Genomic DNA, 14071 nt, shown 5'->3' on the forward strand with positions numbered 1-14071 from the left:
CTCACACGCAATGAGAATTCCCGATCTCGACAAAATTCTATTCGCGATGCTGCAAACCTATGACGGCATCTCTGACCTCAACTTTTCCGTCGGTCACCCAATGCAGGTGGAAGATTTCGGCGAACTGAAGCCTGTCTATGTGGATCCGCCCATCGAGGCCCTCACCCCGTACCAGACGGAACAAATTGCCCTGACCTTAATGCAGGGAAATCGCCGGCTGATTTACGATTATCTCACCGGCGGATCGTGCGATTGCAGCTATTCGCTCGGAACCGATGCGCGTTTCCGCGTCAATATATTCCGCCAACAGGGACACTTCTCGATCGTGCTACGCAAACTGGAAGGGCATATCCCAACGATCACGAGTCTGGGATTGCCCGGAATTTTTTCAGAAATCGCCAAGGAAAAAACGGGATTGGTCCTTGTGACTGGCGCGACGGGAAGCGGCAAGACCACCACGCTGGCGGCATTGCTCAACGAGATCAACGAGCAGCAGCCGGTGCACATTGTTACCCTGGAGGATCCGATCGAGTTCGTGCACCCGACCAAGAAGGCCACCTTCAATCAACGCGAGCTGGGTCACGACTTTAACAACTATCCCAACGGGTTGCGCGCGGCTCTCCGCCAGGCGCCCAAAGTCATTCTGGTGGGTGAAATGCGCGATCGGGCCACGGTCGAAGTCGCCCTCATGGCGGCGGAAACCGGGCACCTGGTCTTGAGCACGCTTCACACGGTGGATGCCGGCCAGGCCATCAACCGTATTCTTGGCCTGTTTTCCCTCGGGGAAGAGCAACAGCTTCGCATCCGGCTGGCCGACACCTTGCGCTACATCGTGAGCCAGCGCCTCGCCCCAAAAGTCGGCGGAGGGCGGCAGTTGCTTACCGAAATTGTCGGGAACAACCTGCGGACCCGGGAAACGATCGCGATTGGCGAAGGCGAGCATCGCAGTTTCTACGAAATCATCGAGGCCAGCTCGCCCTTCGGCTGGATGACCTTCGATCAATCGATCCTGAACGCCTACGAGAGCGACAACATCACGGAAGAGACGGCCCGACTTTTCGCCTCTCGAAAGGGACGGGTCGGGCGCGGAATCGATCTGATCCAGAAGAGCCGCGGGGTCGACAACGACCTGGATTCCGGGCTGCGGATGGACGTCCCGATCAACGCATTTCGCTAACCCATGGAAACTCAAGACGCTTCCTTTTTCGACCTCGGCGACAACACGGCGCTCGTTTGCGTCGACCATCAGCAGTACCAGAAAATGGTGGTGCCGCAGTTGATCGACATGACCTACAAGGTCCACCTCGGCCTCTTCGAGGAGGACGTGCTCCTGAAGTTGAAGACCTACAGCTACAACGTCGTCATTATTTACGAAAACTTCAAAGGTTCCGATCCTCGAAACAATCCGATTCTGCGCGCGATGATCGAACGCCCGGGCGCCGAAAGACGCCAGTATTTCGTCGTTCTTCTCAGCCATCGTTTTCCTACAAACGACGCCATGAGCGCGTTTGTGCAAAGCGTGGACCAGATCATTAACATCGCGGATTTGGCGAACTTTAAGCCGGTCCTGCGGCGCGGCGTCGCTCAGTATCGGGAGCTCTACAGCTCCTTTCACGAGACGCTCAAGGCCGTTCAGGCCATCTAATCCCGACGGAAATTTCCCGTCGTCTGGCGACAGAAAATTCGCCCGGCGAACTGCACCTTTGGACGATATTCTTCCTCGAACGCGCAGTTGCGGGCCGTCCGCGCGCGCCGATACTACCGGACGATCTGTATGAATTTGAGCAACTGGATTCGTTTTCGCTGGGACCTGACTCAGCTCCCCTCTTTCCCGAACGAGTTGCCCGAGCATTACGAGATCGGACCGGCCACCGCGGAGGACGAAAAAGAACTGCGGAAAATTATCTCGAGCTCCTTTGTTCTCGACCCGGCCTGGAGCCCGGCCATGCAGGAAGTCATGGAAAGGCTTGAGCATTGGCTCGAACGGGCCTTCAGCTCGTCAACCACCTGTCGCTGCCTGGCGTTGCGGCATGGGCTGCGCATTATTGGCGCCGCCGTGATTTGCCCGGAAGCGGACGCCGACTTTCATCTCGTCCCCGGCCCCTGTATCTCGACGGAATATCGGAATCGCGGCTTCGGCACACGTTTGCTCGAGCAATCCCTCACTCGGCTGCGGGAGGCGGGACTTCAGGAAGCCAGCGGCGTGGCCAAAGAAAACGCGCCCGTCTCCAAATTCCTTTATCCGAAATTCAACAGCACCGCTTCGCCGCACGATTTCACGCCCCTTCTGGCGGTCTGATCATCCCTTCGTTCCGGGTGGATACTCGGGTGGTGAATAAACATTGAAGGTAACGGCCCGTTGCCGGCCGGGATTCACGAAACGGTGCGGCGTTCCGGCACGGATCAATAGGATGTCGCCCTTCTTCAAACTGACAGTTTCGCTGCCCACGGTGCCCGACAGTTTTCCCGAGATCATCAGCAGAACCTGATCGCTTTTTTTGTGCGCCTCGGCTTTGCGGCCGGTCTTCTCCCCGGGCGCGAGCGTCATGATCGCCGTCTGGGTCCGCTTGCTGGTTTGGAGCACTTCGAACCATTCCGTGGCCTCTTTGGTGTTGGCTAAGTCCATTTTGCACCTTCTGCCGCCGTGCCGCCCGGGGCAACATCCTCGCGGGATGCGATTTTTGAATCCAATCTCCGGCAGACCCGCATCCCACTGCATATGATCCACGATCTCAAGTTTGCCCTCCGGCAGCTCATCAAGGCGCCAGGATTCACCGCCGCGGCTGTGATCGTCCTCGCCCTCGGTATTGGCGCCAACACCGCCGTCTTTAGCCTCGTCCACACGATGTTTTTCGCACCGCCGCCCTACGCGAAGGCCCAGGAAGTCGTCCAGGTTTTCTCGCAGGATAAGAAGAACCCCAAAACCTATCGCGGCTTTTCCTATCCGACCTACGCGGACATCCGTGCCCAGAACACCGTCTTTGCCGATGTCATGTCGTACAACCTCGCCATGATCGGCCTCGGCCAGAAGGGCGACACCCGCCGGACCTTCGGGGCCATCGTTAGCTCGAACTACTTTTCTGTGCTCGGCGTTCCGCTCGTCCGCGGCCGGACGTTCACCGCCGAAGAGGAAGCGCTCGGCCGGAACACCCCGGTCGCGATCGTCAGTTACGCCTATTGGCAAAAGCATAATCTCGATCCGTCGGTGCTCGGGTCGGAGCTGCTCGTTAACGGTCACCCATTCACCATCGTCGGCATTGCCCCGCGCGGGTTCACCGGGACCCTGCAAATTTTTTCGGTCGAAGTCTGGCTCCCGTTCAGCAATTACGACCGGATCGCCAACGATTTCGAACAGGCGAGCAAAACCACTTTCGGAGACCGGGCCGGGCAACAGTTGATCGTCGTAGGCCGGCTCAAACCGGGGATGACCGCCGCTGCGGCGAAACCGGCGCTCGAAGGGCTGGCGACGAATCTTGAGAAAGCGTTCCCGGTCGAACAAAAGGACCAAACGTTCACCACCACCCCGATCTCGCGCTTTTCTGTCAGCACGTCGCCATCGGGCGATAGCGGAATTGCGACTATCGCGCCGATGCTATTGGGAATGGCGGTCGTCGTCTTGCTGGTGGCGTGCCTTAATCTCGCCAACATGCTGCTGGCCCGCGGCACTGCCCGGCGGAAGGAAATCGCGATTCGGCTGGCCCTGGGTGGAAGCCGGAGGCGGATTGTGCGCCAGTTGCTGACGGAAGGTTTCGTTCTGGCCCTGCTCGGTGGCGCGTTCGGCCTGCTCCTCGGTTTGTGGTCGTCCGACCTTCTCGTGATGTCGTTAGGCAAAATGATGCCGCTCGACATCGTCTGGCTGGCGGGGCCTAATCTGGCGATCCTCGCCGCCACGTTCGGCTTCTGTGTGGTTGGCACGCTCGGTTTCGCCCTGGGACCGGCGCTCAAGCTTTCGAAAAGCGCGGTCGTCGCCGACCTTAAGGAACAGGCCGGCGAAGATGTGGTGAAACGGCGCTGGAGATTCATGCCGCGCAATCCTCTCGTGGTGGCGCAGATCGCCTTCTCGCTCGCCCTCCTCACCGCGGCGGCTCTGTTTATCCGGGGCGCCGGCAAAGCTGCCTCGGTTGATACCGGCCTGGCGCCGGGCGCGAGCTTCCTTGTCGAAACGGATGCCAGCCTCGCCGGCTACGACCAAAAGCGGGGGCAGGATCTTTACCGCAGCCTCGAAGAACGGCTCGCGGCCTTGCCCGGTGTCGAACATGCGAGCATTTCGGCGACGATCCCATTCGGAATGATTTCCCTCAGCCGTAACGTCCAACGCGCCGGTCTGCAATCGGCCCCGGACGCAAAGCCGGCGATGGCAGCCGAAGGTCTCGCCTTTAACGCCGCCTGGGACAGCGTCGGCGCCGATTATTTCGGCACGGTCGGCCTGCGCATCGTCCGCGGCCGCGTTTTCACCCAGGCCGAAGCGACCCAACCCGGCGGGCCGATGGTGGCGATCATCGACGAGGTCCTTGCGAAAAAGCTCTGGCCCGACGGTGACGCGCTCGGCCAGCGCATCCAATACGCCAGCGATAACGCGCCCAAAGCAAAGAACAACGGCCGCGGCGTCGGGATGAGCGGCGATCTCAGTGGGGAAACCGGCAAAGAAACGATCGAAATCGTCGGCATTGTTCCGACCACCAAGCAGGGGCTCTTTGAAAAGGATCCGTCCGGCCAGATTTACCTTCCCTTCGCGAAAGGATTCCAGAGCAACGTGAACTTTTTCGTTCGCTTCCATTCGCTGGCGCCGGGAAGCGAAGGTGCCACCGCCGATCTGCTCCGCCGCACCGTCCGCGAAGTCGATCCCGCGCTGCCGATCTTGTCGCTAAAGAGTTTCGCGCAACACCTCGACAGCAACTTCCAGCTTTGGGTTGTTCGCGCGGGCGCGGCGATGTTCTCGGTCTTCGGCGGTCTCGCCCTCGGTCTCGCCATCGTCGGCCTTTACGGGGTGAAAGCCTATTCCGTGGCCCGGCGCACTCGCGAGATCGGCATCCGGATGGCGCTAGGGGCTCAACCTGGCGCCGTTCTCCGCATGATCATGCGGGAAGGCTCGGTCATGCTGCTGACCGGGATCGTCATTGGCCTGCTCCTCGCCGCCGGCACCGGCAAAATCCTGAGCGGAATGCTTTACGAAGTAGGCGCGCTCGATCCGGTCGCGTTCACGATCGCTCCGCTTACTCTCGCGGCCGCCGCCCTGTTCGCGACCTGGCTTCCCGCCCGTCGCGCCACTCGCATTAGTCCGATGGCAGCGTTACGAACCGAATAGCAGGCTCTTTTGGAGTTGGCAGAAACCTGGATCGCTATTAGCGACGCGGAGCCACGATGACGGTGTGGGTCCGGGTGTTGATGGCTCGAATCTCTTCGAGGTGATGTTTCCGCTCCGTCGGCGTCATTTGCTCCAGATAATTCAAATTGGTGTTTCGCGCATCAGGGGCCACGACAATGTGCTGGTTATTGGCGGGCTGGTGAACTGGTGGGGCGACATAAGTCGGACGTTGCGTGGCCACACGCGAGCGGCCGGTGAGCGCATCGCGTTCGGCCCGTAAGGTCGCGCGCATATCGGCATCCTGCTGGGTCCCGGTCAGGGGGGCGCTGAGCAGCCGGTCTATTTCGACAATCCGGTCAGTCGATGACTTGGGGGCTTCCTGCATCACAGGAACATCCTGGGTCATCAGGGGCGGATTTTGGATATCAACTTTCGAGCAGCTGCAAATAGCCAGGGCAGGAATAAGGAGGAGTCTTTTCATTGTTCGTTAGGGCTATAGCAAAAGCCGGACCCAGGCCACAAACACGAAGAAGACTAGCACGACATGGCACCTTTCTCGCTATTCTGAGAAGATGTGCGGCAGGGCTTCTCCATCCTGATTTTGCTACTCGGCTTCGTTGCTGGACCCGTTTGTGCCCAAGGCGTTATCGAAGGCACGGTCCAACTGCCAAAGCCCTCGGTCGACCGTGGCCTGAACCAGCGCTACAACGCCGGAACGGACGTGGCTTTGGCGCCCACAAATCCCCCCGCGGCAGTGGTTTATCTGGAAGGCGATTTCCGCTCGGCAGTGGCCAGCGCGTCGAAGTCACCGGGCCAGGTCGCCCAAAAGAACATCGCCTTCGCGCCCGATCTATTGCCGGTCCTGGTCGGCAGCGCGGTCGAGTTTCCGAACATGGACGACATTTACCACAATGTTTTTTCCTACTCGAAAACCAAGCGGTTCGACCTTGGCCGTTTTCGCAAGGACGAAAAACCAACTTCGGTCGTTTTCGACAAACCGGGAGCGGTCACCATCCACTGCGAAATTCATGAGAGAATGCGCGGCACGATCCTCGTCTTGGAAACACCCTATTTTCAGAAAACTGACACCGCCGGTCGCTATCGTCTGGAACACCTCCCCCCCGGCAGTTACTTCCTGAAAGCCTGGGTGGCGGGCGACGACGTCCGGCAGCATCCCGTGGAACTGAAAACCGGCGTGACTTTGCATGTCGATTTTCCAGCCAGGTAACCTCCCATTCCCTTCAAATACAATCTTACGGCAGCTCTGAGTTTCCGCGCCAGGCTCCTCCTCGCGATGATGCTGGTCGTCCTCGCGGTCACGACAGCCACGGTCTACCTCGCGGAGAAAAATCAGCGGACCAATCAGCAGCAACTGCTCGACGCGCAATTCCAAAACCGCGTCCAATCGTTCTTGAAAATCCAGGCGGCGCAGTCCGAGGCCATCACGGAAAGGTGCGCGGGGCTTTCCCACTCGGTCCGGCTCCGGGCGGCCTTGGAAGAGCGTGACGTCGACGATCTGTATCAGAACGCGTTGACCGAACTCGAGGGAATGCTGGACCGCACCGCCAATCCCGCCGACGGGACGCGCGCTTCGTTCTTTCGCTTCTTTGACGCCGACGGCCTGATCTTGTCTCCGGAGAATCATCCCGCCGGGCTCACGGATCAGCCGGCATTGCAGGACGCGTTGTCGGGCCTGGCTCAGGGCGTCCGGGACGATGACGACCAGGCGGTCGGCTTTATTCCCCTGGCGCGCGGCAACCGGCCTTCGGCGCTGTGCAAAATTGTCCTGACAAAAATCCGGGCGCCGAGCGGCAAGACGCTCGGTGAATTGGTCGTCGGCTTTCCTCTCAGCCATTTTCAGGACACGGAGGTCGACCGCGCCGGCGCCATCCAAAGCGGCATCTGGCTAAACCAGCGTCTTTACATTGAAAGCCTGAGCGCCGCCGATCGCCGGCTTGTCAGCGAGCGAATGCGCGGCGCCTCGAACGAAAAAACGGCGAATCATCTTCCGATCGAGCTCGAGAGCGGTCCGCACCTCCTCTTTTACAAGGCGCTCGATCCTGAGACCCAGTTTGCACCCGCCTACCAGGTTTGCCTTTACCCGCTGGCCGCCTCCATCCGGGACGAGCAGGCGTTGCGCTGGAAGATCATAGCGTTCGGACTCGTTGTCCTTTCCTTCGGCTTTGCCGCCAGCCTGTTTGTAGCCAAGGGCCTTTCCAAACCCGTGGAGAAAATTGTTGCCGGTTCCGTGGAAAACCTGACGCGGCGCAAGGCGGCGGAGGAGAATTTACGCGACACCAACCGCGAGCTTGAGAAAACGCTCGTGGAGTTGAAGGCCACCCAGCAGCAGGTCATCCAGCAGGAACGGCTCAGCGCGATAGGCCAGATGGCGAGCGGCATCGCCCACGATTTCAACAACACGCTGATGCCCATTCTGGGATTCTCGGAGCTGCTCCTGGAAAGTCCCGGGTTGCTCGAGAACAAAACCGAGACGCGGCGTTGCCTCCAAATGCTGCGGACCTCCGCGAAAGACGCGGCCAGCGTGGTCAGCCGGTTGCGTGAGTTTTATCGGCCGATTGAGACCGACGAAGAATTTCCGGTAGTCGATCTCGCTAAGATCATGCAACAGGCGGTTTCGCTGACAGAACCGAAATGGCGGCGCCAGACGCAAGCCTCGGGCTTGACCGTCGACGTGGTTGCGGAAGCGAAAGCGTCTCCCTTCGTCGCCGGCCAGGAATCCGCTTTGCGCGAAGTCCTGACCAATCTCATCTTCAACGCCGTCGACGCGATGCCGCAAGGCGGCCGCATTTGCCTTGAAACGACGATCGAAAACGGCGACGCCGTTCTTCGCGTTCGCGACAACGGGACCGGCATGAGCGAAAGCGTCCGCCAGCGTTGCCTTGAGCCGTTTTTCTCGACCAAAGGCGAGCGCGGCACCGGCCTCGGATTGTCAATGGTTTACGGAATCATCGACCGTCATCGAGGGAAACTGGAAGTCGAATCGGCGCCAGGCCGTGGAACGACGTTCATCATTCGCCTGCCACTGGCGAGTACCGCCGCCCTGGAGGAGGAACAGGAAAGGCCCGGCCGGGCTCGATCGAAATCCGCGCTGAACGTCCTCCTTGTTGATGACGAGCCGCGGGTGCTCGAAGTCGTCTCGTCCTATCTGCGTTGCGACGGGCATTCCGTTTCGACCGCGGCCAGCGGGCGCGAGGGCCTGGAAAAATTTCGACGAAACCAGTTCGATCTTGTGGTCCTGGACCGTGTCATGCCGGAGATGAGCGGCGATCAAACAGCGCGTTTCATTAAACAGGTGAACCAAGACATTCCGGTCATCATGCTCACCGGGTTCGGCGGCTTGATCGAGACAAAAGGATCGCAACCCGCCGCGATCGACGTCGTTCTCAACAAGCCGGTCACGCTCGATGAGTTGCGAAAAACCATCGGCAAACTGCTCCATGCGGCCTAAAGCTTTTCTCGCGATCCTGGCAGCTGGCGTGGCGTTCCTGCCCCCGGCGCGGGCCGATTTTTTCGAGAAAGTCCATGACGCGTTCTCGCTGAACGATCCGCAAAACCGCTTTCATCTTCAGCTGAGCGGACTCGCCGACCTCGAAGCGTATTCAATCGATCAACCGGCGTCCGGTCTCATTTTCTCCGAGCACGACTTTCTGTTTAATCCGCGGCTGACCCTTTACCTCGACCTTGAGATTGGCTCTCAGCTTTACGTTTTCGCGCAAACCCGAGTAGATCGCGGTTTCGATCCAAGCGATGACGGCGCCCAGATCAGATTGGACGAATACTTTGTCCGCTACAGTCCGGCCAGGAATGTTCACTTCCAGATCGGACAGTTCGCGACCGTCATCGGCAATTGGGTCGCACGACACGACACCTGGCAAAACCCGTTCATCAACGCGCCGTTGCCTTACGAGAATCTGACCGGGATCTGGGACACCTCGGCGCCGGAAGATACCGACGAGCTCTTGGAATGGGGACACGTCGGCGAATACAACAACGGAGATTTTTCGGACAAAACCTGGCGCTCACCCATCGTGTGGGGTCCGAGTTACGCGAGCGGCTTCGCGGTCTCCGGTTCCTGCGGCCGGTTCGATTATGCGGCGGAGATGAAGAACAGCGCGCTCGCTTCGAGGCCGGAATCCTGGCGGATTACCCAGACCGGTTTCGAACATCCAACCTTTAGCGGTCGCGCTGGGTTTCGCCCGAATGAAATGTGGACGTTCGGCGTGTCCGGCAGCGGCGGTACTTATTTTACCTCCGACGCCGCGGACAGCCTGCCGCCCGGTCGCAGCCTCGGCGATTATCGGGAGCTGGTCCTGGCGCAGGACGTTTCGTTCGCCTGGCATCATCTCCAGTTGTGGGCCGAGTTTTACGAAGCGCGCTTCGAGGTCCCGCGGATCGGGAATGCCGATACCTTCTCCTATTATTTAGAGGCGAAATACAAAATCACGCCGCAGTTATTCGGTGCGTTGCGCTGGAACCAGCAGCTCTACGGGACTGTCCGCGATGAAGATCGGTGGACGAGATGGGGCAACGACATCTGGCGGATCGACGCCGCCCTCGGGCACCGATTCACCGATCATCTCCAGTTGAAAATCCAGTACAGCTTCAGCCGGCAGGATTCGATCCGGGAAGGCGAACACCTTTTCGCCGGACAACTGACCGCGAGGTTCTGAAATAGCGCCAGGTTTTCGGGCAAAACGCGCCTTAACAGCCCGGGAAATCCGACGCCGGCTAGCCCAATGGCGGCGCTGCGGACGGAATAGGTTTTCGCGCCAGAGACGAACTATCCTGAGGTCCAGCCGCGATAGCTGCCTTCGCTGGGCCCGGCGGGGTCCGGTGTAATTCGCGAAAAACCTGGAGATCAATCGCGCCGTAGCGCGCGAGATCGATGCCGTGCACGTCGTATTCGAATTGGCGCATCGCGGGCAGATAGTAAATCGTGTAGCCAGTCTTGAGGAATTCCGTCAGCTCGTTAGGCGGGAGCAGATAGACAAAGTGACCGCTCTTTGATTCGGGCGCGATCAACCCAAGGGCGTGGAAAAACCCGCCGATCACAAAGACGTTCTTTCCTTCAATGGTGCGCGCGTAGTCGTAGAAATTGCGGATGTTCGCCATGGTCCGCAGCCGCTGGGCGCGATCCTGAAAAACAGGCCCGACGGCAGGCGCGCCGTTCTCCCACCCGACGAATGCACCGGCGATCGTCGCCATGCAGAAGGTGTGGAACAACCGCCGGGGACTGAAACGGGCCAGGAGGAGAATGGCAAATGGAACCGCGGGCAAGAAATAGGCGGCCTGATCTGGGAAGGCAACATAGAGAGCGGCATAGATCAGAACCACCGCTCCCCAGGCTAGGGCAGGATACGCCGCCGGGCCCCCGATTGATGATGGCGACCGTCGAAACCAGAACGCGCCCGCGACGGCGGCGGCCAGTCCGACACAGCCAAGAGCGCCCCAGACGTCCACCGAGCCGCGGGACGCGACGGTAAGCCACGACGGATAATAGACGGGCTCAAAATAAGTCAGGAATGAAACGCCATAGCGAGCGAAGGCCGGAAGGAATGCGAGAACGGCGACGACCGCTGTCGCCGTGGCGAATTGCATGAGTTGCCGGAACCGGCTCTCGCGCGATTGAAGATTGAAAAGCATCAAGGCAAGGGGAAGCAGCATCGCGCCTGAGGTCAGGCGGCAACCCATCGCCAACCCGAGCGCGATCCCGGCCCGGAACGGCCAACCCTTCGCAATGAAAAGCGCACTAAGCAACACGAACGCGCAGGCGACGGTGAAATCCTTGGAGGTGACGCTGCTGATGTAAAAGACCGAACAAAAGCCCAGGGTGGCAGCGGCCAATAACCAATCGCGGCAGCCGAATCTACGGGCGAGCAGGGCGAAGATCGCCACGCACGCCGCCCCGGCGACGGCCGACAAACCATTGAGCGCCCAAGGACCACCCCAGGAAAGAAGCGCCGTGGTTAATTCGTAAACCGGCGCCCCTGGCACTCGCGCCATGGTGTAGCGACCGGTTGTCGCGATCTCTTGCGCGATCCTGGCGTTTCCCCAGGCATCCCAGTGCAAGCCGTAGCCGGCGTCGAGAAACGGGATGCGCGAGAGTAGCACAACGCTGACCAGCAGAAGCAGCGGCGCCCATTCACGCGCCCAGGACCAGAGACGACTTAACACGGCAGACTGGTCAGCACGAAGGACGCCACCTCGAGGCGATCCTCTCGCGCTTCTCGGAAGATTATGGGACAGCTTTCTGCCTCACTTCGCCAGGTTTTCTTTTCCCGTTACTTCCTGACCCACCAGCGTCCAGACGCCTTTGGCGCGGTTCCCCTCAAAGATATACGCCACAACTCCCAGAGGAGTTTTGTCCCCCGACGCGACGAAGAGGTTGTCCCCTACCCTGAGCCCCACACCCTTGATTGTCGTCCCCAACACCTGCCATTCGAGCTGGAAGGTCTGGCTAGTCTTTACGATCTTCAGTTTGCCCTGATAGTTGGTGCCGTCCGAATTTAGCCCCTTCACGGTGTAGTTCCCCTCGATCTTCCCGGCAGAACGCCCGGTCGCGTTTTCAAAGGCATCAGGATCACCTTCCGAAAAGGCAGAGCTGGCCCATCGGCCTTTCAAGGTTCCATCCGGTTGAATCTGATAAAAAATAACGCTGAAAGTGTCTGAGCCGAACGCGACGCATAATTTGTTGCCGTCGGCCAGGGCAATGCCGCTGTAGTCGGCTCCGGCGGCGCGCCACTGAAGGCGGTAGCGCGTGCCGGATGGCGTTATCGACAAGGTGCCGGAATACGACTCGCCCGGCAGCGTCATTGCTTCGGTAATTCGCCAATCGCCGGCAAACGGATCTTCCTCCGGCTCGCGGGTGGAAGCGGAATCGTCTACAGCCTGCCATTCACGCTGGACCGCGGGCGATGGCGTACTCGCTGGAGCAGAGAGATTTTGGGCGGGAGTACTTTTCGGCGGGGCGGTCGCAACCACAGGAGGTGCGGGCTTTCTCTGATTCAGGAAAAGAAAAACCAGCCCGCCGAGAGCGAGAATGGCGAAAAAAACAAACGCAAGGCCTGCGATGATCCAGGGCGCTTTGGATGACGCGGGAGCAGGCGCGACCGGCGATGCTGGTGGCGGTGGAATTTGCGAACCCGGACCTGACTCCACGCCGGCTACTTGCCGAATCGTTCCGGCGAGCCGGTCGATGTGTTGCTCGAGTGGCCTGGTCACGGCGTCGAGCCAGTGGGTCTTGGCGAGGTAGTAGGCGAGACCCTTGTCGATCTCCACGTTTTCCACCCGAAAAGGGATGATCACTTTGCCCAGGCTGAAGGCGCGATCGATCTCGCTCTTCACGTGCCGCGAGCTGTTGGAGCCGCTCGAAAATACCATCACCATAATGGTCGACCGCTCCAGGGCGTCGGCGATCTGGTTGCTGTAATCCGCGCCCGGATTCACATCGCGCGGCGCAATCCAGCACCGGATATTCTGGTTCTCGAGACGCGAGCAGATCGCGTCGGCAATCAGCTTATCCTGCGAGGAATAAGAAAGAAAAATCAGCGGATTCAATTCGCCAAAGGTGAAACCAGGAAGCCGCGTCTGACAATCCCAAAGAGGTGGCTGGGGAAGGAATTGAACCCCCGACACGATTCAGCCTGTAAATCGTTGGTCCTTACCGGTCATCCTCCTAGTGAAATGGTCATTGACCGCCTAATTTTTTTTGGAAACCCGCACGAACACCTTTGGCAGTTGCCCAAAGGTGTAGTCAAAAGTCTAGGGGAACTGTGTCTAGTGAGCCCCCTTCGCGCGTTTTGGCAATCCCTTCATCTGATATCCGGCGCCCTCGGTCACTGCCTGCACGGAATCAATCTCCAGCTTTTGAATGGTGGACAGGTTAATAGCCCACTCACCATCTCCCACCTTGGACGCGCGAACGCCAACCACCGGAAATAGCTTTCTGATGTACAAGTCGGAAAGACTTGCGAGAGTTGCCTCATGGGCGTCAGTAATCACAAAATTATAATCAGTTCGATTGAAAGAATCGTCTGCAGGTCCCTTTGTCTCTAGAGGACCGGCAGCTAAACGCGTAGACATCTGACTCACGAGCCGCTGAAGACCGTCCAACCGATCTAAAACATACTTCTGTGGTTCGCCGGCGACAGCCTCCCTCATCACGCGATCTTTCGTGACTCGAAATACCGGATTGTCAGGCTCCGACTCTCCCAGAGCGGCTTCGATGGACAACTTTAGTTTTGGCTTCAGTTCTTCCGCCCCCGCCATATCATCAGCATAGAAAATCGTGCGTTCATCCGCGACGTCGAATGGCAGCCGCGTGCCTAATTTCGCAATGACCACAACGGGCATTCCTTTGCAGTGTCGAACCGCGAGTTCGTACATCACGTTCGGGTTTAATTCGGTCAGATTGGCAATCACCAGATCATCGTTTAGCAAGTGTTCGATAACCTGCCTTGTGATCGATCCTGGCGCGGCAATCTCGTGAGCCACGTGCAGATCGATTTTCAAGTCATCACATACCGGTCGCAGCGCCGCAGACAACAACCCTGACGTGGCCCGCCGTGTTTCCGAGTTATCATCCCCCACCGGCGTCACGCAAAAGGCGATCTTTCGCGGCTGGTCTGCGCCATTAGATTTCGGTTTATGATGCTTTGTTGGCTCGGCCATGCTTTGACAATTAAGTTTGCGTTACGAATCGCAGATTGTCCATCAAGTCGGCCAGTTCAGTCAGCAACAACCGAA

Annotated in this window: 12 protein-coding genes; 7 read left to right on the top strand and 5 right to left on the bottom strand. The window is 59.1% G+C overall.

Features of this window, described 5'->3' with window-relative positions:
* Positions 1-10 precede the first annotated feature (10 nt).
* The 3 genes from VJU77_16620 to VJU77_16630 all read left to right on the top strand — a co-directional run bounded on the left by VJU77_16620 (position 11) and on the right by VJU77_16630 (position 2299).
* Positions 11-1177 carry a PilT/PilU family type 4a pilus ATPase gene (locus tag VJU77_16620; protein ID HKP04978.1) on the top strand — a complete coding sequence of 389 codons (1167 nt, stop codon included), beginning with the start codon at positions 11-13 and terminating at the stop codon, positions 1175-1177.
* Between the two features lie 3 nt (positions 1178-1180).
* Positions 1181-1645 carry a hypothetical protein gene (locus VJU77_16625; protein ID HKP04979.1) on the top strand — a complete coding sequence of 155 codons (465 nt, stop codon included), beginning with the start codon at positions 1181-1183 and terminating at the stop codon, positions 1643-1645.
* A 135-nt stretch (positions 1646-1780) separates the two neighbouring features.
* Positions 1781-2299, top strand: a complete 519-nt coding sequence (locus tag VJU77_16630; GenBank protein ID HKP04980.1) for a GNAT family N-acetyltransferase — start codon at positions 1781-1783, stop codon at positions 2297-2299.
* Here the strand turns inward: VJU77_16630 and VJU77_16635 are convergent, their stop codons facing one another.
* Positions 2300-2626 carry a cupin domain-containing protein gene (locus VJU77_16635; GenBank protein HKP04981.1) on the bottom strand — a complete coding sequence of 109 codons (327 nt, stop codon included), beginning with the start codon at positions 2624-2626 and terminating at the stop codon, positions 2300-2302. It lies immediately after the preceding gene.
* A 93-nt stretch (positions 2627-2719) separates the two neighbouring features.
* Here VJU77_16635 and VJU77_16640 point away from each other — a divergent pair, with 93 nt between their 5' ends.
* A complete protein-coding gene (locus VJU77_16640) occupies positions 2720-5305 on the top strand; it encodes an ABC transporter permease (protein HKP04982.1) in 2586 nt (861 codons plus the stop codon).
* Between the two features lie 37 nt (positions 5306-5342).
* On the opposite strand, the gene VJU77_16645 is transcribed toward VJU77_16640, so the two are convergent.
* Positions 5343-5786, bottom strand: coding sequence for a hypothetical protein (locus tag VJU77_16645; GenBank protein HKP04983.1), 444 nt, complete (start codon positions 5784-5786; stop codon positions 5343-5345).
* Between the two features lie 93 nt (positions 5787-5879).
* Here VJU77_16645 and VJU77_16650 point away from each other — a divergent pair, with 93 nt between their 5' ends.
* From VJU77_16650 to VJU77_16660, 3 genes are all read left to right on the top strand, one after another.
* Positions 5880-6533, top strand: a complete 654-nt coding sequence (locus VJU77_16650) for a carboxypeptidase regulatory-like domain-containing protein (GenBank protein ID HKP04984.1) — start codon at positions 5880-5882, stop codon at positions 6531-6533.
* A gap of 66 nt (positions 6534-6599) precedes the next feature.
* Positions 6600-8774 (top strand): ATP-binding protein, encoded by a 2175-nt coding sequence (locus tag VJU77_16655; GenBank protein ID HKP04985.1) that lies wholly within the window; start codon positions 6600-6602, stop codon positions 8772-8774.
* Positions 8764-9996 carry a hypothetical protein gene (locus tag VJU77_16660; protein ID HKP04986.1) on the top strand — a complete coding sequence of 411 codons (1233 nt, stop codon included), beginning with the start codon at positions 8764-8766 and terminating at the stop codon, positions 9994-9996. Before VJU77_16655 ends, VJU77_16660 begins: the two co-directional genes overlap by 11 nt.
* Positions 9997-10054: 58 nt before the next feature.
* Here the strand turns inward: VJU77_16660 and VJU77_16665 are convergent, their stop codons facing one another.
* The 3 genes from VJU77_16665 to VJU77_16675 form a co-directional block, all read right to left on the bottom strand.
* Positions 10055-11500 (bottom strand): hypothetical protein, encoded by a 1446-nt coding sequence (locus VJU77_16665; protein ID HKP04987.1) that lies wholly within the window; start codon positions 11498-11500, stop codon positions 10055-10057.
* Positions 11501-11581: 81 nt separating this feature from the next.
* Entirely contained in the window at positions 11582-12961 is a 1380-nt protein-coding gene (locus tag VJU77_16670; protein HKP04988.1) for a TIR domain-containing protein, read from the bottom strand.
* Between the two features lie 141 nt (positions 12962-13102).
* Positions 13103-13996 carry a hypothetical protein gene (locus VJU77_16675; protein HKP04989.1) on the bottom strand — a complete coding sequence of 298 codons (894 nt, stop codon included), beginning with the start codon at positions 13994-13996 and terminating at the stop codon, positions 13103-13105.
* Positions 13997-14071 lie beyond the last annotated feature (75 nt).

It is taken from the genome of Chthoniobacterales bacterium (assembly GCA_035274845.1).
Taxonomy (GTDB): domain Bacteria; phylum Verrucomicrobiota; class Verrucomicrobiia; order Chthoniobacterales; family UBA10450; genus AV80.